Annotated in this window: 24 protein-coding genes and 1 pseudogene; 15 read left to right on the forward strand and 10 right to left on the reverse strand. The window is 74.1% G+C overall.

Annotated features, from left to right (window positions below; all coding sequences use genetic code 11):
- The first annotated feature begins 187 nt into the window (after positions 1-187).
- From AB0E83_RS06625 to AB0E83_RS06635, 3 genes are all read left to right on the forward strand, one after another.
- Complete coding sequence (locus AB0E83_RS06625) at positions 188-679, forward strand: lamin tail domain-containing protein (protein WP_362107176.1); 492 nt, start codon at positions 188-190, stop codon at positions 677-679.
- Between the two features lie 301 nt (positions 680-980).
- Positions 981-1,574, forward strand: coding sequence for an RNA 2',3'-cyclic phosphodiesterase (gene thpR, locus AB0E83_RS06630; protein ID WP_362106896.1), 594 nt, complete (start codon positions 981-983; stop codon positions 1,572-1,574).
- Positions 1,575-1,764: 190 nt separating this feature from the next.
- Positions 1,765-2,754, forward strand: a complete 990-nt coding sequence (locus AB0E83_RS06635) for an aldo/keto reductase (protein WP_362106899.1) — start codon at positions 1,765-1,767, stop codon at positions 2,752-2,754.
- A gap of 167 nt (positions 2,755-2,921) precedes the next feature.
- Here the strand turns inward: AB0E83_RS06635 and AB0E83_RS06640 are convergent, their stop codons facing one another.
- Complete coding sequence (locus AB0E83_RS06640) at positions 2,922-3,470, reverse strand: MarR family winged helix-turn-helix transcriptional regulator (protein WP_362106902.1); 549 nt, start codon at positions 3,468-3,470, stop codon at positions 2,922-2,924.
- A 17-nt stretch (positions 3,471-3,487) separates the two neighbouring features.
- Here AB0E83_RS06640 and AB0E83_RS06645 point away from each other — a divergent pair, with 17 nt between their 5' ends.
- A complete protein-coding gene (locus tag AB0E83_RS06645) occupies positions 3,488-3,907 on the forward strand; it encodes a carboxymuconolactone decarboxylase (protein WP_362106905.1) in 420 nt (139 codons plus the stop codon).
- A 142-nt stretch (positions 3,908-4,049) separates the two neighbouring features.
- Here AB0E83_RS06645 and AB0E83_RS06650 read toward each other — a convergent pair whose 3' ends face one another.
- The gene (locus tag AB0E83_RS06650) at positions 4,050-4,730 is read right to left on the reverse strand and encodes a GDSL-type esterase/lipase family protein (RefSeq protein ID WP_362106908.1); all 681 of its coding nucleotides are present in this window, start codon (positions 4,728-4,730) and stop codon (positions 4,050-4,052) included.
- A gap of 58 nt (positions 4,731-4,788) precedes the next feature.
- Positions 4,789-5,646 carry an alpha/beta hydrolase gene (locus AB0E83_RS06655; protein ID WP_362106911.1) on the reverse strand — a complete coding sequence of 286 codons (858 nt, stop codon included), beginning with the start codon at positions 5,644-5,646 and terminating at the stop codon, positions 4,789-4,791.
- A gap of 71 nt (positions 5,647-5,717) precedes the next feature.
- On the opposite strand from AB0E83_RS06655, the gene AB0E83_RS06660 reads away from it, so the two are divergent.
- Both AB0E83_RS06660 and AB0E83_RS06665 read left to right on the forward strand, forming a co-directional pair.
- Positions 5,718-6,722 carry a WD40 repeat domain-containing protein gene (locus tag AB0E83_RS06660; RefSeq protein WP_362106914.1) on the forward strand — a complete coding sequence of 335 codons (1,005 nt, stop codon included), beginning with the start codon at positions 5,718-5,720 and terminating at the stop codon, positions 6,720-6,722.
- Positions 6,723-6,820: 98 nt separating this feature from the next.
- A complete protein-coding gene (locus tag AB0E83_RS06665; RefSeq protein ID WP_362106918.1) occupies positions 6,821-7,186 on the forward strand; it encodes a hypothetical protein in 366 nt (121 codons plus the stop codon).
- Positions 7,187-7,457: 271 nt separating this feature from the next.
- On the opposite strand, the gene serC is transcribed toward AB0E83_RS06665, so the two are convergent.
- On the reverse strand, positions 7,458-8,576 hold the full coding sequence (gene serC / locus AB0E83_RS06670; RefSeq protein WP_362106921.1) for a phosphoserine transaminase: 1,119 nt from the start codon (positions 8,574-8,576) through the stop codon (positions 7,458-7,460).
- Positions 8,577-8,627: 51 nt separating this feature from the next.
- On the opposite strand from serC, the gene AB0E83_RS06675 reads away from it, so the two are divergent.
- On the forward strand, positions 8,628-11,513 hold the full coding sequence (locus AB0E83_RS06675) for an FAD-binding and (Fe-S)-binding domain-containing protein (protein WP_362106924.1): 2,886 nt from the start codon (positions 8,628-8,630) through the stop codon (positions 11,511-11,513).
- Between the two features lie 638 nt (positions 11,514-12,151).
- On the forward strand, positions 12,152-12,448 hold the full coding sequence (locus AB0E83_RS06680; protein WP_362106927.1) for a hypothetical protein: 297 nt from the start codon (positions 12,152-12,154) through the stop codon (positions 12,446-12,448).
- Here the strand turns inward: AB0E83_RS06680 and AB0E83_RS06685 are convergent, their stop codons facing one another.
- Complete coding sequence (locus AB0E83_RS06685) at positions 12,449-12,895, reverse strand: DUF1772 domain-containing protein (protein WP_362106929.1); 447 nt, start codon at positions 12,893-12,895, stop codon at positions 12,449-12,451.
- Positions 12,896-12,986: 91 nt separating this feature from the next.
- On the opposite strand from AB0E83_RS06685, the gene AB0E83_RS06690 reads away from it, so the two are divergent.
- Both AB0E83_RS06690 and AB0E83_RS06695 read left to right on the forward strand, forming a co-directional pair.
- The gene (locus AB0E83_RS06690; protein ID WP_362106932.1) at positions 12,987-13,565 is read left to right on the forward strand and encodes a TetR/AcrR family transcriptional regulator; all 579 of its coding nucleotides are present in this window, start codon (positions 12,987-12,989) and stop codon (positions 13,563-13,565) included.
- A 63-nt stretch (positions 13,566-13,628) separates the two neighbouring features.
- Entirely contained in the window at positions 13,629-14,261 is a 633-nt protein-coding gene (locus tag AB0E83_RS06695; RefSeq protein ID WP_362106935.1) for a hypothetical protein, read from the forward strand.
- A gap of 70 nt (positions 14,262-14,331) precedes the next feature.
- Here the strand turns inward: AB0E83_RS06695 and AB0E83_RS06700 are convergent, their stop codons facing one another.
- Positions 14,332-14,706 (reverse strand): hypothetical protein, encoded by a 375-nt coding sequence (locus AB0E83_RS06700; protein WP_362106938.1) that lies wholly within the window; start codon positions 14,704-14,706, stop codon positions 14,332-14,334.
- Between the two features lie 730 nt (positions 14,707-15,436).
- Between AB0E83_RS06700 and AB0E83_RS06705 the strand changes: the two genes are divergently transcribed.
- The 3 genes from AB0E83_RS06705 (at position 15,437) to AB0E83_RS06715 (ending at position 18,948) form a co-directional block, all read left to right on the forward strand.
- Complete coding sequence (locus tag AB0E83_RS06705) at positions 15,437-17,176, forward strand: VCBS repeat-containing protein (protein WP_362106940.1); 1,740 nt, start codon at positions 15,437-15,439, stop codon at positions 17,174-17,176.
- A gap of 235 nt (positions 17,177-17,411) precedes the next feature.
- Positions 17,412-18,359 (forward strand): DUF2199 domain-containing protein, encoded by a 948-nt coding sequence (locus AB0E83_RS06710; RefSeq protein WP_362106943.1) that lies wholly within the window; start codon positions 17,412-17,414, stop codon positions 18,357-18,359.
- A gap of 25 nt (positions 18,360-18,384) precedes the next feature.
- Positions 18,385-18,948, forward strand: coding sequence for a GNAT family protein (locus tag AB0E83_RS06715; RefSeq protein ID WP_362106946.1), 564 nt, complete (start codon positions 18,385-18,387; stop codon positions 18,946-18,948).
- A gap of 156 nt (positions 18,949-19,104) precedes the next feature.
- Here the strand turns inward: AB0E83_RS06715 and AB0E83_RS06720 are convergent, their stop codons facing one another.
- Complete coding sequence (locus AB0E83_RS06720) at positions 19,105-19,557, reverse strand: DUF1877 family protein (RefSeq protein ID WP_362106949.1); 453 nt, start codon at positions 19,555-19,557, stop codon at positions 19,105-19,107.
- A 9-nt stretch (positions 19,558-19,566) separates the two neighbouring features.
- Complete coding sequence (locus tag AB0E83_RS06725; RefSeq protein ID WP_362106952.1) at positions 19,567-20,469, reverse strand: LysR family transcriptional regulator; 903 nt, start codon at positions 20,467-20,469, stop codon at positions 19,567-19,569.
- 141 nt (positions 20,470-20,610) lie between these two features.
- Between AB0E83_RS06725 and AB0E83_RS06730 the strand changes: the two genes are divergently transcribed.
- A complete protein-coding gene (locus tag AB0E83_RS06730) occupies positions 20,611-21,768 on the forward strand; it encodes an EamA family transporter (RefSeq protein WP_362106955.1) in 1,158 nt (385 codons plus the stop codon).
- A 5-nt stretch (positions 21,769-21,773) separates the two neighbouring features.
- Here the strand turns inward: AB0E83_RS06730 and AB0E83_RS06735 are convergent, their stop codons facing one another.
- Entirely contained in the window at positions 21,774-22,427 is a 654-nt protein-coding gene (locus tag AB0E83_RS06735; RefSeq protein ID WP_362106958.1) for a hypothetical protein, read from the reverse strand.
- A gap of 172 nt (positions 22,428-22,599) precedes the next feature.
- On the opposite strand from AB0E83_RS06735, the gene AB0E83_RS06740 reads away from it, so the two are divergent.
- Positions 22,600-22,782 carry a DUF1272 domain-containing protein gene (locus tag AB0E83_RS06740; protein WP_362106961.1) on the forward strand — a complete coding sequence of 61 codons (183 nt, stop codon included), beginning with the start codon at positions 22,600-22,602 and terminating at the stop codon, positions 22,780-22,782.
- Here the strand turns inward: AB0E83_RS06740 and AB0E83_RS06745 are convergent.
- A pseudogene (locus AB0E83_RS06745) lies at positions 22,779-25,432 on the reverse strand (hypothetical protein); the annotation flags it as partial. The gene AB0E83_RS06740 and the pseudogene AB0E83_RS06745 overlap by 4 nt on opposite strands.

The following is a 25,432-nucleotide window of genomic DNA, read 5'->3' on the forward strand; positions in this document are numbered from 1 at the left end:
TTGATTGTTTTATTCTGGTTGGTTTTTGTGGTGGTGGTGGCCGATCAGTCTCGGGAGCCCCACCCCGCCCTCCGGCGTCCCGGCGTGACGCGATGTGAACGGTCCGGTACGCGCGTGTGGAGATCCTGTGTATGTTGAGTCGTCAATCACAGGCACCACAAGGGGGGTTCCCTTGCGCAACCGCTCCATCCGCCCCGTCATAGTCACGGCCCTCGCCGCCGGCGCGCTGACCGGCGCCCTCGTCGCCACCCCGGCCCAGGCCGCCGAGTACTCCTCGGCCCTGAAGATCGCCGGCGTCCAGTACGACGCCCCGGGCAGCGACAACAACAGCTGCACGACCGGCAACACCAAGGCCGAGTACGTGACGATCAAGAACTTCTCGCGGACGGCCCGGGTGAACCTCAGGGGGTACGTCGTCAAGGACGCGGTCGGCAACAGCTACACCTTCCGCATCGACCACTACCTGGAGCCCGGCGACCACGTGAAGCTGCGCGGCGGCAGGGGCACCGAGTCCGACGCGGGCAACGTCGCCTACCGCCAGAACTGCAACTTCATCTGGAACAACGACAAGGACACGATCAAGCTGATCAAGCCGGGCGGCGCCTACGCCGACACGCACTCCTACACCAAGAGCGCGAACGACCGCGACGGCAACGGCTACATCACCTTCCACAGCTGAGCCTTCCACAGCTGAGCCTTCCTCGGCCGGACCTTCCCCGGCCGGGGGCCGGGCCCGCGCCCGCACCTCCAGGGCCCGTCCCGGACGCGTGCCGACCCCGAGGCCGTGGAACCGCCCGTCCGCGACGAGGCGGCGTGTACGTACCGCTCCGGCTCCCCGGCCGGCGGTGCGTGCGCGCCGGGGCGCGGGGACGGCATGAGCGTCTCGGGGCGCGCCGGCCGGCACGTCCGCCGGGCCGTCCCGCCCGGTCGTGATCGCGTTCTCCGTCCGCCCGGCGCCGGCCGGTGCGAGACTGGCGTTCATGAGGCTTTTCGCCGCCGTCCTCCCGCCGGCGCCCCAGGCCGCCGAACTGGGCGCCGCCGTCGACGCGCTCCGCTCGCTCCCCGGCGCGGACGCCCTGCGCTGGACCTCCCGGCCCGGCTGGCACTTCACGCTCGCCTTCATGGGCGAGGTCGACGACGGGCTCCTGCCGGACCTCCACGCCCGGCTCGCCCGCGCCGCCCACCGCACTCCGCCCTTCGCGCTGCGCCTCCACGGCGGCGGGCACTTCGGCCGCCGCGTCCTGTGGACCGGCGCCGCCGGCGACCTGGACGTCCTGCGGCTCCTCGCCGAGCGCGCCGACGCCGCGGCCCGCCGGGCCGGGGTCCCGATGGACGAGCACCGCGCCTACCACCCGCACCTCACGATCGCCCGCGCCCGCGGCGAGGGCCCCTCCCCGGCCCCCTTCCTCGCCGCCCTCGACGCCTTCGAGGGCACCCGCTGGCGGGTCGCCGAGCTGGCCCTGGTCCGCTCGAACCTCCCGGCGGGCGGCGTCCCGGGCGAACAGCCCCGGTACGAGACGGTCGCCTCCTGGCCGCTGGAGGGCGGGGCCGGGGGAGGGGAGGGGCCGGGTTAACCTCGACGGGTGGACCCGAAGACTCGTAACCGGATCATGGCCGGTGTGCTCGTACTGATGTTCGCGATCATCGCGGTGGCGTCGATGGCCGGTCAGTAGCCGGCCGGGCGGCGGCGGACCGGCCGGCGCGGAGCGACTTCGCGATGTCCCCCTTGCTTGGAGCGCGCTCCAACGAGTTGGCTGGGGGCCCATGGAGTACACGCAGCTCGGACGCACCGGACTCAAGGTCAGCCGCCTCGTCCTCGGCACGATGAACTTCGGTCCGCAGACCGACGAGGCCACCAGTCACGCGCTCATGGACACGGCGCTCGACGCGGGCCTGAACTTCTTCGACACCGCCAACGTGTACGGCCAGACGGCCGGCAAGGGGCGCACCGAGGAGATCATCGGCTCCTGGTTCGCGAAGGGCGACGGCCGCCGCGACCGGACCGTCCTCGCCACCAAGGTGTACGGGAACATGGGCCCCGACGGCGAGGCATGGCCGAACCACGACAAGCTGTCGGCGCTGAACATCCGCCGGGCCGTCGACGCCAGCCTGAAGCGGCTCGGCACCGACTACATCGACCTCTACCAGTTCCACCACGTCGACCGCGCCACCCCCTTCGACGAGATCTGGCAGGCGGTCGACGTCCTGGTCCAGCAGGGCAAGATCCTCTACGCCGGCTCGTCCAACTTCCCCGGCTACAAGATCGCCCAGGCCAACGAGGCCGCCGCCCGCCGCGGCATGGTCGGCCTCGTCAGCGAGCAGTGCCACTACCACCTCTACGAGCGGCGGGCCGAGATGGAGGTGATCCCGGCCGCGCAGGAGTACGGCCTCGGGGTCATCCCCTGGTCGCCGCTGGCCGGTGGCCTCCTCGGCGGGGTCATCCGCAAGGAGATCCAGGGCGGCCGGCGGGCCGGCGGCCGCGCCGCCGCCGTGCTCGCGGACCCGGTGGAGCGGGCGCGCTTCCAGGCGTACGAGGACCTGCTCGACAAGCACGGCCTGGAGCCCGGCGAGGTCGCCCTCGCCTGGCTGCTGACCCGCCCCGGCGTGACCGGCCCGATCGTCGGCCCGCGCACCCCGGAGCAGCTGGCGGGCGCGCTGCGCGCGGTGGAGCTGGAGCTGTCGGAGGAGGTGCTGGCCGGCCTGGACGAGATCTTCCCGGGCCCGGGCCCGGCCCCGGAGGCCTTCGCCTGGTAGACGGGCCGGCGGGGCCGGTCCCGTACGGGCCGGTCCCGTAGGGGCCGCCCCCGCGCGGACCACCTCCGCGCGGACCACCTCCGCGCGGACCACCTCCGTACGGACCACCTCCGTACGGGCCATCTCCGTACGGGCCATCTCCGTACGGCCCCCCTCCCCGTACGGGCTCAGACGCCGCCGAGCCAGCTGGTGGCGTCGAGGCGGAACGCCGTCTCCTCGGGGACGACGTTCCGCAGGTCCGCCTCCAGGGCGCGGACCCGGTCCGCGCCGAGGACGGCGCTCCACTCCGCCCGCAGCTCGTCGAAGACGGCGGCGGAGCGGGCCAGGGCGTCGAGGCCGCGCGGAGTGAGGTGGACGAGTTTGCGGCGCGCGTCGGCGGGATCGTCGGCGCGTTCCGCGTATCCGAGGGCGAGGAGCCGGTCGACGGTCTTGCCGGCCGCCTGCTTGGAGATCCCGAGCCGCCGCCCGATCTCGCTGGCGGTGGCGCCCCGGAGGCCGATCGCCTGGAGGGCGAAGCCGTGGGCGGGCCGGAGGTCCGGGTGGCCCTCGGCGGCGAGCCGGTCGTGCAGCCGGTCGATGAGCGTGCGGAAGCCGCCGAGGAGGAGCAGGGGCAGCACGAAACCGGGGGAGCCGGGAAGGCCGTCGGGAACTCCCTTGCCCGAATCGACAACCTGGTTTACGTTTTCTCCGTCGACATGGTCAACCATGTTGTCCATCATAGAAGGGGATCCCCGTGCCGCTCACCACCCTGGCCGCCCGTACCGCCGACGCCGCCGCACTCCTCAAGGCCGAGGCCCCGCAGGTCCTCGACGCCTTCTTCACCCTCTCCGGGATCTTCGAGTCCACCGGCCTCGACCCGCACGCCCGCGAGACCGTGATCCTCACCGTCGCCGCCCGCAACCAGTGCCACCTCTGCACCGACATCCACGAGGCGCGCATGGCCGCCCTCGGTCCCGCGCCCGACCCCGAACGGCTCGACGCCGTACGGCGGTTCACCCTCCAGGTGCTCGCCTCCTCCGGCGCGGTGTCGGACGCCGAACTGGCCGCCTTCGAAGCCGCCGGCTTCACCCGCCGCAACGCCCTGGAGGTCGTCCTCGGCATCGGCGCGTACACCCTCTCCACCTTCGCCAACCGCCTGACCCGGGCCGCGTGAGCGGGAAGGCGAAATCCCTTCCCGCGTACGCGGGTCGACCCCTGCCCCGCTTCTCGCCGGATCGCCCGATCGCCGGATCGCTGGGACCCGTCCGGATCGCCGGATCGCCGGATCGCCGTCCGGAGCGAAGGCGCGGCGGCGGTCAGGCGCGGTAGGGCCCGCCGATCCCCCACCCCTGGTGCAGGGCGTCCGCGAAGGCCGCCGCCAGCTTGTGCTCGCCGCTCGGACCCGGGTGCGTGCCGTCGTACGTGTCCGTCCGCAGGTCGTACGAGTCCGGGACGGTCGCGAGCAGCAGCGGCGAGGCCGCCGAGTCGAGGTCCGCAACCGCCTTCGCGAGCAGCTCGTTGAAGCGGGCGCACTCGGCGGCGAAGGCGGGGTCGTAGCCGGCGCGGACGTTCGGTATCACCGGCAACAGCACCGCCCGGACCCGGGGGGCGGCGGCCCGGGCGGCGGCCAGGAACGCCCGCACGTTCTCCTCGGTCTGGTCGCTGTCGGTGTAGAAGCCGAGGTCGATCAGGCCGAGGGAGACCAGCAGCACGTCCGCGCCGGTCGCCGCGACGGTCTCCCCGATCACCGGCGCCATGTGCAGCCACCCCTCGCCCCACCCGGCGAGGTGGCGGCGCGCGGCGGCCGGGAAGGCGGGGTCGGCGTACCCCTGCGGATCCGCCGGGTCGCCCTCCGGGACGTACAGGCCGTCCCGGGGCCCGACGATCTCGTACCCGCCGGGCAGCACCGCCTCCAGGTGCCGCCACATGCGGTACCGCCAGGTCCAGTCGCCGGCGCGTCCGATGGTCATGCTGTCGCCGACGAACAGAAAACGCATGCTTCCATCATCCCGGACCGCCGGGTCGCGCCGGTACGTGATCCGGGCCACGGGCGGTTCAGCCCAGGAACGCGTCGACCGTCGTCGCGAACCACCGCGCGTCGTCGTGCCACGGGAAGTGCCCGGCCCCCTCCAGGACCGCGAGCGCCGACGCGGGGAACAGCTCCGCGTACGCCCTCGCCGTCGGCACCGGCGTGTTCGCGTCGCCCTCGCCCGCGACGACGAGCACCGGCCGCCCGAACTCCGCGAGCGCCGCCCGCGCGGCCGCCGGATCGAAGGCCCCCTCGCCGCCGTACACCGCGGCGGCCTCCCCGTTCCGCTCCCGCTGCGCGGCCGCGTGCCGCTCCCGGGCCGCCGCGTCCCACGTGCCGTGGAAGAACGGCGCGACCTTCCCGAACGTCTCCGCCGTGCCCCGCCCCGCCGCCAGCTCCTCCAGCGCCGCGTACGCCTCCGGGAACCACGGCTCCTCCTCGCGCCACGGCCGCCGCGCCGCCGCGAGCCGCTCCTCGCCGCTCGTGTCGAGGCCGACGGCCGCCGTGCCCGGGGTCACCAGGACGAGCCGGGACACCCGCTCCGGGTACCGGGCCGTGTACAGCACGGCCAGGTTCGCGCCCGCCGAGTGCCCGAGGACGTCGACCCGGTCGAGCCCGAGGTGGACGCGGAGCGCCTCCACGTCCTCCACCAGCCGGTCGCAGCGGTACGAGGACGGGTCCTCCGGCACCGCCGACCCGCCCGTGCCCCGCAGGTCGAGCCGGATCAGCCGCCGGAAGGCGGTGATCCCGCCCAGGTCCCCGAGATAGGCGGAGTCCTGCATCGGGCCGCCGGGCAGGCAGAGCAGCGCGGGGCCGGGGCCCGGGAAGGAGCCGGCGACGTGGTAGGCGAGTTCCGTGCCGTCCGGCGCGGTGAAGGTAGGCATGGGCGCGACCATGACAGCGGCTTCCGCGCAGGTCAAGCGGGTTCCCCCGGTGCCATGGCACGCTTGATCCCATGCGATCCGTTCTGTGCGCCCTCGGCGCGGCCGCCGCCCTGGCGCTGCTCCCGGCCGGCCATGCCCGCGCCGAAGGGCAGGAACCCGACCGGGACTTCACGATCTCCGACCCCCGGATCACCGAGTCCAGCGGCCTCGCCGCCAGCCGGGCCCACCCCGGGATCTACTGGACGCACAACGACCAGGACCAGCCCCTGGTCTACGGCATCGACTCCCGCACGGGCGAGACCGTCGCGACCCTCACCCTGACCGGCGTCGGCACCCCCCGGGACATGGAGGCCATCGCCGTCGGCCCCGACGGCGACATCTACGTCGGCGACATCGGCGACAACCTCGACGGCTCCTGGGACCACGTCTGGATCTACCGCTTCCCCGAGCCGAAGACCCTGAAGGACCAGACCGTCCGGGCGAAGCAGTACGTCGTGCGGTACGCCGACGGCCCCCGCAACGCCGAGGCCCTGATGGTCCACCCCACCACCGGCCGGGTCTACATCGCCAGCAAGAACGAGGACGGCGGCGGCCTGTACGCCGGACCCGAACGCCTCTCCGCCTCCGGCACCAACACCTTCCGCCGCATCGGCGAGGTCCCCTGGGTGACCGACGGCGCCTTCTCGCCCGACGGCGAACGGCTCGTCCTGCGCGGCTACTTCAGCGCCCGCGAGTACGTCTGGAAGGACGGCCGCCTCGACGGCGACGGCACCTCCGCCGGCGCTCCCTTCCAGGGCCAGGCGGAATCCGTCACGTACACGCCCGACGGCTCGGCGTTCATGTTCGGCTCCGAGGGCGCGGGCAGCCGCGTCGTCCGCGTGGACCGCCCGGACGGCCCCGCGACCGGCCCCGCCGACCCCGCCGCCCCCTCCCGGGGCCCCGGCACCCCGAACCCCTCCGCCTCCGCCCCCGCCGCCACCGGCGCCGAGGGCGGCAGCGCCACCACCGGCTTCCTCGTCCTCGCCGGCGCCACCGTCCTCGTCCTCGGGATCAAGCGCCTCCTGCGCCGCGACTGACCGGCCCCGGTCCCGCCCCGCCCCGTCTCGCCCCGCCCCGTCTCGCCCCCTGCCCGCCCCGGGACCAGACTGGAAGGAGACCGAAGAGGTGAGGCGTCATGACGGCATTCACGCGTGAGGACACCCCGGTCGCCATGGAGGGCGACGGCCTGGACTTCCGCATGCAGGAGGCCGGAGGCGGCATGACCGTCGCCTTCATCCACCTCCCCAAGGGCACCGACATGGCGCCCGCGCTCAAGGGCCTGGAGGGCGACCTGTGCCAGTGCCCGCACTGGGGATACCTGTTCAAGGGCCGCATCCGGATGCGGACCGCCTCCGGCGAGGAGACCTACGAAGCCGGGCAGGCCTACTACTGGGGCCCCGGCCACGCCCCCGAGGCGCTGGAGGACAGCGACGTCGTCGAGTTCTCCCCGACGAAGGAGTTCACCGAGGTCATCGACCACGTGAAGGCCCAGGCCGGGTGAAGGGCCGGGTCGGGTGAGGGACCGGGTCGGGTGAGGGACCGGGTCGGGTGAAGGGCCGGGTCGGGTGAGGGACCGGGGCGGGTGAAGGGCTGGCCGGGTGGGGGGCGGATCGGGTGAAGACCCGGACCGGATGAAGCACCGGCCCGGGTGAAGGACCGGCCCGGATGGAGGACCGGGCTGCCGGCCGGTCGTACCCGCTGACGACGGAGGGAGGGCCCGGCGCGGTGCCGGGCCCTCCCTTCTCAGTCCGCGACGGGCGCGGGACGCGTGATCAGAGGCGCTCGATCACGTAGTCGACGCACGCCGTCAGCGCCCGCACGTCCGCCGGGTCGATCGCCGGGAACATCGCGATGCGCAGCTGGTTGCGGCCCAGCTTGCGGTACGGCTCGGTGTCCACGATGCCGTTGGCGCGCAGCACCTTCGCGACCGCCGCCGCGTCGACCTCGTCCGAGAAGTCGATCGTGCCGATGACCTGCGAGCGCTTCGCCGGGTCCGTGACGAACGGGGCCGCGTGCTTCGACTCCTCGGCCCACGTGTACAGCGCGTCCGAGGACTCCTTCGTCCGGGCCACGGCCCAGTCCAGGCCGCCCTGGCCGTTGATCCACTTCAGCTGCTCGTTGAGCAGGAAGAGGGTCGCCAGCGCCGGGGTGTTGTACGTCTGGTTCTTCAGCGAGTTGTCGATCGCCGTCGGCAGCGAGAAGAACTCCGGGACGTGCCGGCCGGACGCGTGGATCCGCTGTGCCCGCTCCAGGGCGGCCGGGGAGAAGGCCGCGAGCCACAGACCGCCGTCGGCGGCGAAGGACTTCTGCGGGGCGAAGTAGTAGACGTCGGTCTCGGTGATGTCCACCGGCAGACCGCCCGCGCCGGACGTGGCGTCCACGAGGACGAGCGCGCCCTCGTCGGCGCCCGCGACCCGCTTCAGCGGGGCGGCGACACCGGTCGAGGTCTCGTTGTGCGTGTACGCGTAGACGTCGACGCCCGCCTCGGCCACCGGCTCCGGGTGGGTGCCCGGGTCGGAGGAGATCACGGTCGGCTCGGCCAGCCACGGGGCCAGCTTCGCGGCCTTCGCGAACTTGGAGGAGAACTCGCCGAAGGTGAGGTGCTGCGACTTGTTCTCGATCAGGCCGTGGGTCGCGATGTCCCAGAAGGCGGTGGAGCCGCCGTTGCCCAGGATCACCTCGTAGCCCTCGGGCAGCGAGAAGAGCTCGGAGATGCCGGCACGTACCTCGCCGACCAGGTTCTTGACCGGAGCCTGGCGGTGGGAGGTGCCGAGGAGGGAGGTGCCGGTGGCGGCCAGGGCGTCCAGCGCCTCCGTACGCACCTTGGAGGGGCCCGCGCCGAAACGGCCGTCTGCGGGCTTGATGTCAGCGGGAATCTGGATATCGGCCACGAGCCGGAGGGTATCGGTTCGGAAAGCCCCGGAGCGCGGGATGTCCGCCGGATGAGACGACGGACGAGACATCCTTACGTCGTGGGAACACACGAAAGACTCGCCGCCGCACTGAGGTCCGCGCTCGCCGGGGACGTCGACTTCACCACCACCGCACGGGCGCTCACCACCATGGACGCCTCCAACTACCGCCGCGTGCCCGCCGGTACGGTCGCCCCGCGCGACGCCGACGACGTCGCCGCCGCCCTGGAGGTGTGCCGCGCCCACGGCGTCCCCGTCGTCGCGCGCGGCGCCGGCACCTCCATCGGCGGCCAGGCCACCGGCACCGGCGTGGTGCTCGACCTCACACGCCACATGGACGGCGTCGTCTCCGTCGACCCCGGGGCCCGCACCGCCGTCGTCCGCCCCGGCCTCGTCCTCGGCCGGCTGCGGGAGGCGGTCCGCCCGTACGGCCTGACCTTCGGCCCCGACCCGTCCACGTACAGCCGCTGCACCCTCGGCGGCATGATCGGCAACAACGCCTGCGGGGCGCACTCGGTCGCCTGGGGCACGACGGCGGACAACGTGCGCTCACTGGAAGTGGTGAGCTACCGGGGCGAGAGGTTGACGCTGGGGAGGGACGGACAGGGCGCCCCGGCGGGCCTCCTGGACCTCGTCGACCGCAACCTCGCCCTCCTGCGGACCGGCTACCCGACCGGGCTGCCCCGCCGCATCTCCGGCTACGCCCTCGACGCGCTGCTGCCCGAGCGGGGCCGGGACGTCGTCCGCTCCTTCGTCGGCAGCGAGGGCACCCTCGGGGTCGTGACGGAGGCGACCGTCCGGCTCGTCCCGCTCCCCGCCGAGCCCGTCCTCGTCGTCCTCGGGTACGCCGACGAGACGGCGGCGGCGGACGCGGCGGCGGGACTGCTGCCGCTGGGACCCCTGACGGTGGAGGGGATGGCGGCGGACCTGGTCCCGGGCGGGGGCCCCGGCCTGCCGAGGGGCGGGGCGTGGCTGTTCTGCGAGGTCGACGGGGAGGGGGCGGCCCGGGCCCTCGTCCGGGCGGCCGACGCGGTCGACGCGGCGGTGGTACGGGACCCGGCCGGGCAGCGGGCGCTGTGGCGGATCCGGGAGGACGCGGCCGGGACGGCGACGCGGATGCCGGGGGGAGCGGGGGGACCGGGAGGGCCGGGAGGGCCGGGAGGGCCGGGGGAAGGGGGTGCGGCGGGCGGAGGCGATGCCTGGCCGGGCTGGGAGGACTGCGCGGTGCCGCCGGCCCGGCTGGGCGCGTACCTGAGGGAGTTCCGGGCGCTGCTGGCCGAGTACGGCCTCCGGGGGATCCCGTACGGGCACTTCGGCGACGGCTGCGTGCACGTCCGCATCGACTTCGACCTGTGGACGGACGGCGGCGTACGCGACTTCCGCCGCTTCTCGGAGGCCGTCGCCGACCTGGTCGTCGCCCACGGCGGCTCCCTCTCCGGCGAACACGGCGACGGGAAGGCGCGGGCGGAGCTGCTGCCCCGGATGTACGGGGAGGAGCTGGTCGGGCTGTTCGGGGAGGCGAAGGACGTGTGGGATCCGGACGGGGGGCTCAATCCGGGGATGCTGGTGCGGCCCGAACCACTGGACTCCGGGCTGCGGTTCGCCGGACTGCCGGTGGTGGGAGTGGGACGGGAAGCGGCGCGGTGCGTGGGAGTCGCCAAGTGCCGTGTCGCCGACCCGAGTTCGGGCCCTTCCGTGATGTGCCCGTCCTTCCGCGCGACGGGGGAGGAGAAGCACTCCACCCGGGGGCGGGCCCGGCTCCTGCACGAGATGGCGCTCGGCGAGGTCATCACGGACGGCTGGCGCTCGGAGGAGGTGCGGGAGGCGCTGGACCTGTGCCTGTCCTGCAAGGGCTGCCGCAGCGACTGCCCGGTGGGCGTCGACATGGCTGCGTACAAGGCGGAGTTCCTCTCCCGTCACTACGCGGGCGCGCGCGGGCTGCTGCGCCGTCCGCGTTCGCACTGGACGATGGGCGGCCTGCCGCACTGGCTGGACCTGTTCGGGCGGGGGCTGAACGTGGCGACGCGGCTTCCGTTCGCGGCCCGCCTGGCGGGCGTCACTCCGGAACGTCCGCTGCCGAGGGTCGCGGAACGGACCTTCACCGCATGGTTCGCCGACCGTGCCTCGGAGCGGCCTCCGGCGCTCACCCTCTGGCCCGACACCTTCACCGACCACCTCGCCCCGGAGGTGGGCCGGGCGGCGGTACGGGTGCTGGAGGAGGCGGGGCTGGGCGTCGAACTGCCGGCGGGGCGGGTGTGCTGCGGGCTGACGTACGTGTCCACGGGGCGGTTGGGGGCGGCGAGGAGGGTGATGCGGAGGGCGTTGGACGTGATGGAGGGGGCGGGAGTGGGGGAGAGGGTGGAGGGGATGGGTGCGGGGAAGGGGATGGGTGCGGTGGGCATGGGGGAGAGGGGGGTTTCCCCTGTCGTCGTTCTGGAACCCTCCTGTGCGGCCACCCTCCGTACCGATCTTCCGGAGCTTCTCCCCGATGATCCGCGGGCGGCCCGTCTGGCGGCGTCGGTCCTCACCTTCGCGGAGGCCCTGGAGCGACTGGCCCCCGACTGGACCCCGCCCCGCCTGGACCGGGCGGTCGCCGGGCAGACCCACTGTCACCAGCACGCCGTTCTGGGCGACGCGGCGGACCGCCGGCTCCGGGAGCGGGCGGGGCTGACGGGTGAGCTGGCGGGCGGGTGCTGCGGTCTGGCCGGCAACTTCGGCTTCGAGCCGGGGCACGAGGAGGTCTCCCGGGCCTGCGCCGAGGACCAGCTCCTGCCGGCCCTGAGCACGGCCCCGCCGACGGCGGAGGTCCTGGCCGACGGCTTCTCGTGCAGGACCCAGATCGGGACGCTGACGGACCGGCGGGGGAGGCACATGGCGGAGGTGCTGGAGGAAGGGCTGGAGGCGGAGGGGAGGTAGGTCTCTCGGGGTGGGCCGGGTTCGGGGGTGCGGGTGCGGCCGCCCTCTTTCCGAGAGTGGTGCCTTCCGGTGCCGCGTCAAGGGCGCCTGCGGCGTCGCTGCGCGATGGCCTGCGGCCACCCTTGACCCGGCACCTCCAGGCACCGGAACACTCTCGGAGGGCGGCCGGGGGCGAGGCCACCGGACCCGGCCCGGGTATCGCTCCGGACGGCCTGCCGGGTGCGGGCCGGTGGGCGGGGGGCCCGGGCATCGCTTCGGCGGGGTGGTCGGGTGCGGGTTGGTGGGTGGGGGGTCCGGGTATCGCTCCGGGCGGCCTGCCGGGTGCGGGCCGGTGGGTGGGGGGCCGGGTATCGCTTCGGACGGCCTGTCGGGTGCGGGTTGGTGGGTGGGGGGTTGGTTCGTGGCGGGTGGGGGTGGGGCTGTGCCGGTGGGGCGGGGTGAACGTAACTCGCGCTAAGTGGGCCGAGGTGTGGGTCAAGGTGGGGTGATTCGGGCTTATCGGCGGGTTGTTCTTCGCTTGGCGCGTTCTGTGCGGGCGGTGGCTCCTTGGGGGTGGGTTGTGGCGGGCTTGATGGGTGGTCAGGTGGTGGCCTTCTCGTCTTCATCTGGTGGTGGGGGGCGGGCGCTAGGGTGCGCGCGTGGAGCTGTCCGCGTGGTTCGTCTGGGTCAATCTCGGTGGGGTCGTCCTGCAGGCTCTCGGGCTCGTGTCCGCCGTTCGGCGGCTGCGCGGCGCTGATCCCGCGTTGCGTTCCAAGGCGCGCTTCGACCTGCTGGAGACCGTCGGCGGTCTGGTGTTCTTCGGTGGCTTGCTGCTCGGGCTGGTGGTGGCGGAGCCCTGGTTCTGGGTGGGCTTCGCCGGCATGGCGTTCCTGAGCGTTCTTTACGGGGCGAAGGGGGCCCGCCGGCTGCGGGCCCGTCGGCGTTCGGCGGGCTGATCAGGCGAGGGCGGTGACCAGCAGGGTGAAAGCGCCGATGATCACGGCCACGCGGGCGTAGTGGAAGCGGTCCCAGCGCTTCATCTGCTCTTTCCAGTCCTCGGGGCGGTTCTCGGGGGTCCAGGTCTTGCCCCGGTTGTTGATCGGGACGAGCAGCAGGACCGACATGACCACGCTCAGGATCAGCAGTGCGGCGGCGGTGACGACGAGGTGGGTGCCGGGGTCGCCCCAGCCGGCGACGGCCCAGAGTGCGACGAGGGCGAGCGAGCCGATGTACCAGACGGGCATCAGGGCGCCGAGCATCCGGCCGCCGTGGGAGCGGCCGAGCTGACCGCTGTCCTCGGGAAGTGCGTCGAGGATCGGGTTGATGACGAAGGAGACGGAGAACTCCACCCCCACCATCAGGCCGACGAGCACGGTGGTGAACACCTCAAGTGCGTTGAGCATGACCGCTCCTCCAGGGATCTAGCGTTGCTAGCCGATGAGGCGATGCTAGTTCTGCTGTAGCTCGGTTGTCTAGTGGTGCTAGAATCGGGTCATGTCGATCCAGGAACGCAAGGAGCGCGAACGGGCGGAGCGCGAGCGCCTCATCGTGGCCACGGCCCGTGAGCTCGCCGAGCAGCAGGGCTGGGACGCGGTCACCACCCGCCGGCTCGCCGAGCGCATCGAGTACAGCCAGCCCGTCCTGTACAGCCACTTCCGCGGCAAGCGCGAGATCATCGGCGCCGTCGCCCTGGAGGGCGCCGCCGAGATGGCCGTGGCGCTGCGGGCCGCGGCCGCCGCCGCGGACGGCCCCCGCGCCCGGGCCGCCGCCCTGGCCCGCGCCTATCTCGACTTCGCCGAGCGCCACCCGGCGGTGTACGACGCCATGTTCCAGCTCGACGGCGGCCTGGTGTTCGCGCAGGAGGACACCCCCGAGCCCCTGAAGGACGCCTTCTCCGCCTTCCTGGAGAACCTCACCGAGGTCGCCGGGGACGACGTCCACCCGGGCCTGTTCACCGAGACGTTCTGGGCGTCCCTGCACGGCCTGGCCACCCTGATCCGCGCGCGACGACTCCCGCCGGAAGACACCGAGCGCAGGGTGGAACTCCTGGTGAACCGCCTCGCCGTGCTCTGACGCGCGCCCCGGGACGCCGAAAACGGGATGCTCCGTGCCGAAGGCCCGTGGCACGGTTCCCGCATGTCGAACGACGTCGCCTATCCCGTCTTCCGCGGCCCCGACCCCGTGCTCGCCCTGGGCGTCGCGCGCCGCCTCGTGGAGTTCGGGCGCCGCGAGGACAGCAGGGTCTCCTGCTACGCGGAGCTCCACTCGGTCGACGAGGTGCGGCGGGGCGCGAGGGAGCTGCCCGAGGGATGGTTCCGGGGGCAGGAGACCGCCGAAGAGGTCGAGGAGCTCGTGCCGTTCGAGGACCTCCCGGCGTGGCTCGTGGGCGTCCGGGGACCCGGCCTGCCGGCCGACCCGGCCGCGTACGAAGGGCGCCTGCCGGTCGACTACGAGCTGCTCGCCCAGCCGGTCGGCGGCGTCGAGGACGCCTTCACGGCGGCGATCGGCCCGAGCGTGGGCGAGATCAACTGGACGGAGTTGTCCTGGCCGGCCGCGCCCGGGGCGGGCTTCCCCGGCGAGTCCACGCACGCGGAGGTGACGCTCCTCCTCAACGCCGGCACCCGCGCGTACGAACCCGCCGACGACCACACCGTCCTCGTCCACGTCCGCAGCGCCGTGATCGACGGCCGCGAGAGGGAAGAGCCGTACGCGCACTGGCTGGCCGAGCGGGCGGGCCTCACCGTCATCGGCCCCGGCCAACGGGTCTGACCCCCACGCGCATGCGGCTCCGGCCGCCCACGCGGAACGCCTCCTCGCGGCCACGCGAGGGTGGCCCCGATCAGCTGCTGATCGGCGTGGTCAGCGTCGGGGTGTCGACGACCCGCGCGCAGATGGCGAAGACCTTCAGCGTGCCCGTGTTGACGGTGTCGGTGTCGGTGGCGAACGCCCACCACGCCTCTCCGCCGATCGGCTGGGTCGAGTGGGGCAGGAACCGCTCGGCGTGCGAGTTGCCCGCGATCACACTGGCCCCACCGCCGGTCCGGGTCTCCCCGGGCGGGCACTGGGCCGACGCCGCGGCCCGGCCGGGGTAGCCGCCGGAGGCGACGGGGATGGTCACCTCTTTCTCCACGACGCGCACGATGTCGTCGGCCTGGGCCACGGCGGCCGGCCCCATCACCATCGCCGCGGCGGTCACGAGGAACTTCTTCGCCACGAGTTGCTCTGCTTTCGCTCGGTCGTCAGGGAAGAGACGTCACACCAGGTGTGAACCGCCCCAGACGTATCCCGACCGCCCCTTCGAAACACGCTCGGCTGGCGCACATGATCCACTCCGCCAGCCGAACCACAACCGAAGAACAGCCCGCCGATAAGCCCGAATTACCCCACCTTGACCCGCACCTCGGCCCACTTAGCGCGAGTTACGTTCACCCCGCCCCACCGGCACGTCCCCACCCCCACTCACCACGAACCAACCCCCCACCCACCGGCAAGCACCCGACCGCCTCACCGGAGCGATACCCGGCCCCCACCCACCGGCCCGCACCCGGCAGGCCGTCCGGAGCGATGCCCGGGCCGGGTCCGGTGGCCCCGCTCCCGGCCGCCCTCCGAGAGTGTTCCGGTGCCTGGAGGTGCCGGGTCAAGGGTGGCCGCAGGCCATCGCGCAGCGACGCCGCAGGCGCCCTTGACGCGGCACCGGAAGGCACCACTCTCGGAAAGAGGGCGGCCGCACCCGCACCCCCGAACCCGGCCCACCCCGAGAGACCTGCCCGCACCCGCTCGGTGGAGCGGCACCTTCCGCATCTTGACGCTGACCTCGGGAAAGTTGAAGATGCACCTTGTCGGGCGCCCCCGCCGAGCGCGAGTGCGAGTGCGAGTGCGAGCGCCGCCGACTCCTTGCGTACGGGGGCGTGGGCCCCCTTCTTCTGTTCCGGGGGGAACGACTCTTGAGCAAGCGCATGCGCCGCGCGGCGGCGATGACCGGAGTGGCCGGCCTGCTGGCCATGGCCGGTGTGACGGCGGGGGCGGGGGCCGCCGTCGCGACCGACGGCCTGAAGCTGTCGGGATACGACGTGGTGGCGGCGCCTCGCTCGATGCCCCGCTTCTTCCCGATCGTCGAGTCGGGTACGACCTTCTGGGGGAAGACCGTCGTCACGGTCGGCACGAAGCCGATGACCGACCCGGCGGGCGCGGGTGCGGGCCTTCCGGCGGGGTACCGGCTCAACCCCAACCACTGCGACCTGGCCGCCGGATACACCGGGGTGTTCGTGTGTGAGGGCAACCCCTACACGGTGCCCGATGCGAACGTCCCCGCCGACGCCGCCGACACCACCCTGTACTGGGGCTTCGTGCACGTGCCCGCCAACGGTGACCTCGCCGCCGCCGTGCAGGAGGCCCGCAGCGCGGGCAGCCTCCCGGCGGACGGAAGCCGCGGCACCGGCAAGGTCGTCGTGAAGTCCCGCGCGCACGCGCTGCTCAACACGATCGCCTTCGACACCCCGCCCGTCCCGGACGGCGGCACCGCACGCCACCAGCTCCGCGTCCACGCCAACGACGCCGGACGGCTGACGCTCCGCTTCGCCCTGGCCCAGGGGCAGCTCACCCACCCCGCACCGCCCATCCGCTTCCGGAACGTCACCACCGGATCGGGCGCCACCTGCGAGATCCGCTACGCGACCCTCCCCGACGACCTGCCCAACCTGGCCTGCGAGCTGGAGGCCGGAGACCACGTCATCGGCTACGAGCTGGCCGCCGACCCGGGACAGTACGCCCAGAAGCTCCGGGCCCTCACCCGCTACGACATCTACGACCTCGGCTACTGGGACGAGTCCGACGTCAAGCTGGCCAGCGCCCCGTTCCCCGTCCAGGGCCGCCCGGTCTCGCCCCGGCACGGCCTCGCCGCCCGCGACACCACCGGCAAGCTGTGGACGTACGAGGGCACGCGCCGCGCGGACGCGCCGTTCTACTCCCGGGACGAGACCGGGCCCGGCTGGCAGACGTACACGGCCCTCACCTCCCTCTCCCCCTACACCCAGGACCTCTACTCCCTGGTGGACGTGAAGCCGTCCGCCGCCACCCGGGGCCGGGGCGACATCGCCGCCCGCGACGCGTCCGGCGTCCTCTGGTACTACGACCGCCACACCGGCGACACCCCGTACGCCCCCCGCGTCCGCGTCGGCACCGGCTGGAACGTCTACGACCGCCTCGACGGCGCCGGCGACCTCGACCGGGACGGGTACGTCGACCTCCTGGCCCGCGACAAGTCCGGCGTGCTGTGGCTGTACAAGGGCACGGGCCGGCTCGTCGACGGCAACCGGTTCAAGACGCGCGTGAAGGTCGGCGCCGGCTGGGGCGCGTACGACCGGCTCGCCGGCGGCGACGACCTGACCGGCGACGGCCGCGCCGACCTCCTGGCCCGCGACAGGTCCGGCGTCCTGTGGCTGTACAAGGGCACCGGCAGCGGCACCACCCCCTACGCCGCCCGCGTCCGCGTCGGCGCGGGCTGGGGCGGCTACGACCAGCTCGTCGTCACCGGCGACCTCACCGACGACGGCCGCGCCGACGCGGTCGCCCGCGACCGGTCCGGCGTCCTGTGGCTGTACAAGGGCACGGGCCAGGCGGCCACCCCGTTCGCCACGCGGAGCCGGGTCGGCAGCGGCTGGAACACGTACGACCGTCTGTTCTGACCCATGTGCCCGCAGGCCCGACTCCCCTCCCGGGGAGGCCGGTCACCCGGCCCCGGGCCTGCGGGACGCCGTCCCCGTCATCGGTGGCCCTGATCCGTCCGCCTCGCCGCTGGACCGCTACGGATCCGGACTCCGCCGCCTCGGAGAGGACTCCGGGCTCAGCCAGTCGCAGCTCGGCGCCGTCGTCGAGGCGGCCGCGCGGGGGAGTGTCCGACCTGCGCCTTAAGGTGCGGGGATGAGCACCCCCGCACCCTCCCCCTCCCCCACCCCCGCACCCTCCCCCGCCGCCCCCACCACCTGCTCCTGCTGCGGTGACGCCCTCGCCGACGAGCGGCGGATCGACGTCATGTTCGGGCTGCCGGACGTCGCCTTCGAGCTGCCCGAGGAGGCTCGGCGGTCGCCGGGGCCGTCCGCGCTGCTCGCGCTCGACGGCGCCGGGTTCTTCGTGCGCTGTCTGCTGCCGGTGCGGCTGACCGGGGACACCGAGCTGGTGCTCGGGGCGTGGGTGGAGACCGACGAGGAGACCTTCCGGTGGGCCGCCGGCGTCTGGGACGACGAGGACGCCTACCCGGAGCTCGTCGTGCGCGGGCGGTTCGCGAACGCCGTGCAGCCGTGGGGCGAGGAGGTGCTCGGGGCGGAGTTCACCGGGAGGATCCGGGACGTCGAGGAGCTGCCGTACCTCGTGGAGGGGCGGGATCCGGTCGCCGCGCGCCTGCTCGCCGGGACGTGGGACCGCGACGACGTCCTCTCCCGCTTCCCGCACCCGATGCCCGCCACCGTGCGGACCGACCTCGGCGACGGGTGGGCGGTGGAGCGTACGGCCGGCTTCGCCGCGCGGTTCGAGAACGGCGCCGACCAGTTCGCGGCGCCCGGCCGCAGCGTCGCCGTGGGGCTCTTCCAGGACACGGAGCCGGGGCGGAGCGCCGAGGACTTCCTCGCCGCGCTCCTCCGGGGCGCCCCCGAGGTGCCGGCGGGGCAGGAGCACACCGAGCGGCTGCCGGACGGCGGCGTCCGGTACGCCTTCTGGCTGACGCCCGGGGACACGGGCCGGACGCGCCACGAGCTGACCGCCTACGCGGTGGAGCCGGACGGCTCGGCGGCCGGGCTGTTCTGCTCGTACGAGGAGCCGGAGCAGCACGCGTGGGCGCGGCACGTCTGGCGTTCGCTGCGGAGGGATGGCTGAGGGGGCGTACGGGTAGGCAGGGCGGATGGAGCGAACGTCCTTCCCCCGGCCCGTCTTCCGGACCGCCCCCCGGCTTCTCCTGCGGGAGCTGGACGACGGTGACGTGCCGGCCGTGCACGGGATCTACGGCTCCGGAGCCGTGACCGAGCACCTCAGCTTCGAGCCCCGGTCCCTCGACGAGGTGCGGGGGATCGTCGGGCGGTCGATCGCGTCGGCGCGGGCCGTGCCCCGGGAGGAGTACGCGCTCGCGGTCGTCGAGCGGGCCTCGGACGCGCTCGTCGGGTTCGCGCGGCTCGCGCTCGACCCGCACCAGCAGCGGGCGGCGACGGTCGGGTTCGCGCTGCGGCCGGAGTCGTGGGGGATCGGTTACGGGCGGGAGACCGTCGGGCTCGTCCTGGACCTGGCCTTCGGCGAGCTGGACCTGCACCGGGTGTGGGCGGCGCGGGCCCCGCTGAACCTCGCCTCCGCCCGTACGCTCCTCGCCGCCGGTTTCACCGAGGAGGGCCGCATCCGGGGGCACGTGTTCGTGCGTGGGGCGTGGCGGGACTCGGTCACGTACGGGATCCTCCGCGAGGAGTGGGAGCGCTGAGGGGCTCGGGAGGCCCGAGCGCTCTCGCCGCTCCCGCGACGCAGGCCACTCCGCCGCGCAACCCATTCAGGCCACTCCGCCCGCGCAACCCATTCAGGCCACTCCGTCCGCTCGGACCATTCAGGCCGCTCCGTCCGCTCCGTCCGCGCCGTCCGCTCAGAAGGAGAAGTGCTTGAGGACGGACAGGCCGCGCCGCGCCGCCCGCGCGTAGAAGGCGCGGAGTTCGGCGTGGTTCGCCGCGAGGTGGTCCCGCAGGTCGGCGTCCGTCTCCTCGCGGGCGTTCCACAGGGTGGGGAAGTCGGTCCGTGCCAGGAACGCCGCCGCCCGCGCCACCTCCTCCGGCGTCAGCGCCGTGTGGCCGGGGCCGCCGCCGGGGTCCTCGATGTGCCGGCCGCCGAAGACGGGCAGTTCGGGGTCGCCGCCGGGGGTGGCGGGGGGCCAGTAGACCTCGTTCAGCTGGAAGAAGCCGTGGTTCAGCCAGACCGCGTCGCCGGCCTCCACCCGGCGGCCCAGTTCGTCGAAGTCGAGGTCGAAGAAGGCGTCGCAGCCCGCGTGGTCGGCGGGGACGGCGGAGGGCGGCAGGGCCTGGAGGAAGATCCACATGCTCATGGGGAGGAGTCAACCACCGGCGGTGACGATCTCGCGGGCCATGGCGACCAGCGCCGCCGTCGCCGGGTGCGGGAAGGCGTCGCGCCAGGCGAGGAGGACCGGGAGCGGCGGGGCGTCGGCGAGGGGGCGGTAGGCGACGCCCGGGTGGGGGTGGAGGGCGGCCGTCGAGGCGGAGGAGACGCCGACGCCGCGGGCGGCCGCGATGGCGGCGAGCCAGTCGTCGGTGTTGGCGACGGTGAGGGTGCTCGTGGGGCGGGCGGGCAGCGGCCACAGGGCGAGGGTGGTCGTGCCGGAGACGGTGTTGAGGACGACCGTCTCGTCCGCGAGGTCGAGGAGGGTGAGGTCGCCGGGGCGGTCCGCGAGCGGACTGTCGGCGGGGAGGGCGGCGACCCGCGGTTCGGCGGTGAGCTCGGCGGTGACCAGGCCGGGGGCCTCGACGGTGCCGCGCAGGAGGGCGGCGTCGACCTGGCCGCGGGCGAGGCCGGCGGTGCGGTCGTCGATGCGGAGGAGTTCGAGCGGGGTCTCGGGGTGCTCGCGCTGCCAGCGCCGCAGGAGCGGGGTGGTGGAGGGGCCGAAGGCGGACCAGGCGTGGCCGAGGCGGAGGGGGCGGTGGCGGAGCCCGGCCGGGTCGACGGCGGCGTCGAAGGCGGCCAGCGCGGCGGCGGCCCGTTCGCGGAAGGCGCGGCCCTCGGCGGTGAGGGCGAGGTGGTGGGTGGAGCGGTCGACGAGCCGGGTGCCGAGGTGGCGTTCGAGGGCGGCGAGCGTGCGGGAGACGGCGGGCTGGGTGAGGTGGAGGCGGGCGGCGGCCCGGGTGAGGTTCTCCTCCTCGGCGATGGCGAGGAAGCAGCGCAGGTGGCGCAGCTCGATGCTCACGGTCATGTCTCCAGAGCATAACCGCAGGAAGATCGGCATTTCCGCTGCCGCGCGGGGCTCCGTAGCGTGGAAGTGGAATTCGGTCGTCGGGGTGCGGGGGAGTGCATTACTCTGGACTGAAAGTTTAGTGGAGTGGACTATCGTCCGGCCGTGGGACAGGGCCGGGGAGGAGTGGTGGCCGTGGACAGCCAGGTGTCGGGGGCGACGGCGGGGGGAGTGGCCTCGGCGCCGGGGGCGCGTACGGGGGCGGCCTCGGTGGCGGGCGGTGGCGGGGTGTCCGTCGCGGGTACGGGCGCGGGCGCGGGTACGGCTCCGGCCGCAGGCCCGGCTCTCGCCCCGGCTCCGGGCGCAGGCTCCCAAGGCCCGACCGCCCCGACCACCCCGGTCGGCCCGACCGCCCCGGCCGGCCCGACCGCCCCGACCACCCCGGCCGGCCCGACCACACCGACCACCCCCACCAACCCGACCGGCCAGGCCCGTCCGGCCGCCGCGTCCCGTCGCTTCGGGCCCGTCGCGCTCGTCGTCGCGGGCGGGCTGTCCGTGCAGTTCGGTTCGGCCATCGCCGTCCTGCTGATGCCCCGGGCCGGCGCGCTCGGCGTCGTCACGCTGCGGCTCGTGCTCGCCGCGCTCGTGCTGCTGCTGGCCTGCCGGCCCAAGGTGCGCGGCTACAGCCGCGCCGACTGGGGGACGGCTGTCGCCTTCGGCGTCGCCATGGCGGGCATGAACATCCTCTTCTACCAGTCGGTCGACCGGATCCCGCTCGGTGCCGCCGTCACCCTGGAGGTGCTCGGGCCGCTGATCCTCTCCGTCGTCGCCTCCCGCCGGCTCGTCAACCTCCTCTGGGCCGGCCTCGCGCTCGGCGGCGTCGCCCTGCTCAGCGGCGGCGGCTTCGAGCGGCTCGATCCGCTCGGCGCGGGCTTCGCGCTCGCGGCGGGCGCCATGTGGGCCGCGTACATCGTCTTCAGCGCCCGCACCGGCCGGCGCTTCCCGCAGGCCGACGGCCTGGCGCTCGCGATGGCCTTCGGCGCGGTCCTCAGCCTGCCGTTCGGCATCGCGGAGGCGGGCGACGCGCTGCTCGTGCCGTCGACGATCGGGCTGGGGCTCGGCATCGCCCTGCTCTCCTCGGTGCTGCCCTACACCCTCGAACTCCTCGCCCTGCGCCGCCTGCCCGCCCCCACCTTCGCCGTCCTGATGAGCCTGGAACCGGCCATCGCGGCGGGCGCCGGCTTCTTCATCCTGCACCAGGCCCTGTCCGTCACCGACGCGCTCGCCATCGCGCTCGTCATCGGCGCGAGCATCGGCGCGGTCCGTACGCAGAGGGCGGCGGCGGTCGCGTAGGGCGGTCAGGCGCCGTCGGGCCGGCCCTTCCCGTACGCCTCCGGCCAGGTTTCCCGCTCCTGGTGCAGGAGCACGACGGCGGCGACCGCCTGCGCGGCGGCGTACATCGCGCCGAGGGTGGCGAATCCGGGGGCGCCGGTGAGCGCCGTGACCGCGCCGAGCGGCAGCGCGACGAGGACGGCGAAGGTCAGCGGGCGGTAGCCCGGCAGCCGGCCCTTCGGGAGGAGGGCGACGGGGGTGCCGGGCTCGGTGCCGGCGCCGGTGCCGGCGTCGAGGATGTCGCGCACCGCGCCGATCTCCACCTCCAGCGCCTCGAAGACGTGCTGGACGCCGTCGGGGGCGTCGTACCGCACCCGCTCCCAGTGCGGCTCGGGGTATTCGCGGGTGAGGGGCGGGCGGGTGAGCCCGCGCGGCAGCGGGACGGACCGGCCCCAGCGGGACCGGAAGACGAGCGTGTCGGAGTGGAGCCGCCCCGCGACCGGGCGGCGCGGATACGGGGCCGGGCCGTCCACGGTGCAGTACCGGCAGGGCACCGACACGGCGCGCCCCTGCCGCAACCCCCCGAGCCGCCGCCGCGCCCGGGCGCTCCAGAGTCGCTCCGGCAGGAAGGCGGCCACGAGCGCCACCCACAGGATGACCGCGTAGTCCCACCAGTCCACGACTCCCCCTCGTCCGCCGTCCGGTGTGACCGCCCAGGGTGGGGCGGCCGGGGCGCGGAGTCAACGGCGGACGGGCGCCTTCCGGCCCGACGGCCCGTGTGTGGCCCGATCCTGTCGATCTCCGGCCGTCTTTCTGTTTCGGTCGCCGCCCCCGCCCGCCGATCATGGGCGCATGGCCCTTGAGATGCGCGACCGCTGCGAACGCTGCGAGACGACGGCCCTGCCGGCCGACGGCCCCGCCCGGATCTGCTCCTACGAGTGCACCTTCTGCGTGCCCTGCACGGAGGCGATGTCCGGCACCTGCCCCAACTGCGGAGGTGAACTGGTGCCGAGGCCGCGCCGCACGGCCGCCTAGGCGTTCCGCGTCGGGAGATCGGACGGCGCCGGAAGGTCCGGCGGGCCCGGCGGGGTCGGGAAGCTCAGTGGGATCGGCGGTGCCGGGCGGCGGGGCGGAGGCGGGCCGGGGCGCGGGTTCGGCGGCAGCATGTGGGCGTCCATGTAGGCGAGGGCCTCGGCGTTCCGTTCGTGGGCGGGCCAGGAGGCGACCCAGGCCCGGAGCCGGGGGACGACGCGGTACCACTCCGCCGGGGCGAGGCCGCCGCTCAGGAAGAGGGCGTGGCAGCGCTTGACGATCTCGGTGCGCGGGCGGAAGACCTTGGGGTCCATGACGAACGGCAGGGCGAGCCAGCGGCGGATGCAGTCGTCCGCCCACGCCGCCGCGACGCCCGTGCTGAACTGGTAGGGCAGCGTCAGGACGAGGGTGTCGAGGACGCCGTTGGCGTTCGACGGCGGGCCGTGGCGCTCGGCGTGGTCGAGACAGAGCTCGACGACGCGGAGCCAGTCACGTGCCTCTTTCCACGTCGTGAGGTACGGATCCACGTTGAACGAGGTGCTCGCCACGCGGGGGATCAGGTCCTCGTCGTCGACGTGGGTGCGGGCCCAGTGGAGCAGGGCCCGGTAGACCGTCGGGCTCAGCATGCGGTGGCGCAGCACCCATTTGCTGAGGAACGTGAAGTCCTGCTGCGGCGTGTGGAGGCCTACCCACGTGTCGACCGTCTCCTGAAGTCCGGCGGGTGCCTCTCCGTACGGCAGCCGTTTGAGCAGCGCGCCGAGGACGAAGTCGGCCTTCTCGTAGGTCGCGTGGGTCTCCAGCCAGGCGAGGGCCGTGGCGGTGGCCTTCTCCGCCCCGTCCGGGTCGAGGTCGGCGCGGGACAGCAGCGGGCCGAGGACGAAGTCGGCCTTCTCGTAGGTCGCGTGGGTCTCCAGCCAGGCGAGGGCCGTGGCGGTGGCTTTCCGTGCCCCGTCCGGGTCGAGGTCGGTGCGGGACAGCAGCGGGTCGAGGACGAAGCCGGCCTCCGGGGTGGCGGTGTGGGTCTCCAGCCAGGTGAAGGCGGCGGCGGTGGCCTTCCTCGTGGTGCCGGGGTCGAGGTCGGTGCGGGAGAGCAGCGGGTCGAGGACGAAGCCGGCCTCCGGGGTGGCGGTGTGGGTCTCCAGCCAGGTGAGGGCGGCGGCGGTGGCCTTCCGCGTGGTGTCCGGGTCGAGGTCGGCGCGGGAGAGGAGGGGTTTGAGGACGAACCGCGCCTCTGAGGTGGCGTGTTCGTCCAGCCAGGTCAGGGCGGCGGCGACGGCTTCCCGCGCGGCGTCCGGGTCGAGGTCGGTGTGGGACAGCAGGGAGTGGAGGACGAACCGCGCCTCCGGGGTGGTGGCGTGGGTCTTTAGCCAGGTCAGGGCAGCGGCGACGGTTTTCCGCGTGGCGCCGGGATCGAGGTCGGCGCGGTACAGCAGCGGGGGGAGGACGTAGCCGGCTTCCGGGGTGGTGGTGTGTTCGTCCAGCCAGGTCAGGGCGGCGGCGGTGGCTTCCCGTGCCCCGTACGGGTCGAGGTCGGTGCGGGACAGCAGGGAGTGGAGGACGAACTGCGCCTCCGGGGTGGTGTGTTCGTCCAGCCAGGTCAGGGCGGCGGCGACGGTTTTCCGCGCGGCCTCGGGGTCGAGGTCGGTGCGGGACAGCAGCGGGGGGAGGACGTAGCCGGCTTCCGGGGTGGTGGTGTGTTCGTCCAGCCAGGTCAGGGCGGCGGTGATGGCTTCCCGCGCGGCCTCGGGGTCGAGGTCGGCGCGGGACAGCAGCGGTTTGAGGACGAATTGCGATTCCGAGGAGGAGGTGGTGTGTCCCTCCAGCCAGACGAGGGCGACGGCGACGGCTTCCCGCGTGGTGTCCGGGTCGAGGTCGGCGCGGGACAGCAGCGAGCCGAGGACGAACCGCGCCTCCGGAGTGGTGGTGTGTCCCTCCAGCCAGGCGAAGGCGGCGGCGACGGCCTCCCGCGCGGCCTCGGGGTCGAGGTCGGCGCGGGACAGCAGCGGGGCGAGGACGAACCGCGCCTCCGGAGTGGTGGTGTGTCCCCCCAGCCAGGCGAAGGCGGCGGCGACGGCTTCCCGCGTGGTGTCCGGGTCGAGGTCGGTCCGGGACATCAGCGGTTTGAGGACGAAGCCGGCTTCCGGGGCGGCGTGTCCGTCCAGCCAGGCGAGGGCGGTGACGGCGGCCTTCCGCGTGGTGCCGGGGCCGAGGTCGGTGCGGGACAGCAGGGGCTTGAGGACGAAGCCGGCTTCCGGGGTGGTGGTGTGTCCCTCCAGCCAGGCGAAGGCGGCGGCGACGGCTTCCCGCGTGGTGTCCGGGTCGAGGTCGGTCCGGGACAGCAATGGGTCGAGGACGAACCGCGCCTCCGGGGTGGTGGCGTGGGTCTCCAGCCAGACGAAGGCGGCGGCGGTGGCCTTCCGCGTGGCCTCCGGGTCGAGGTCGGTCCGGGACAGCAGCGGGTCGAGGACGAAGCCGGCCTCCGGGGTGGCGGTGTGGGTCTCCAGCCAGACGAAGGCGGCGGCGGTGGCCTTCCGCGTGGCCTCCGGGTCGAGGTCGGTCCGGGAGAGGAGGGGTTTGAGGACGAACCGCGCCTCTGAGGTGGCGTGTTCGTCCAGCCAGCCGAAGGTGGCGGCGGCGGTGGCTTCCCGCGTGG

This window comes from Streptomyces sp. NPDC035033 (genome assembly GCF_040636735.1).
Lineage (GTDB): Bacteria > Actinomycetota > Actinomycetes > Streptomycetales > Streptomycetaceae > Streptomyces.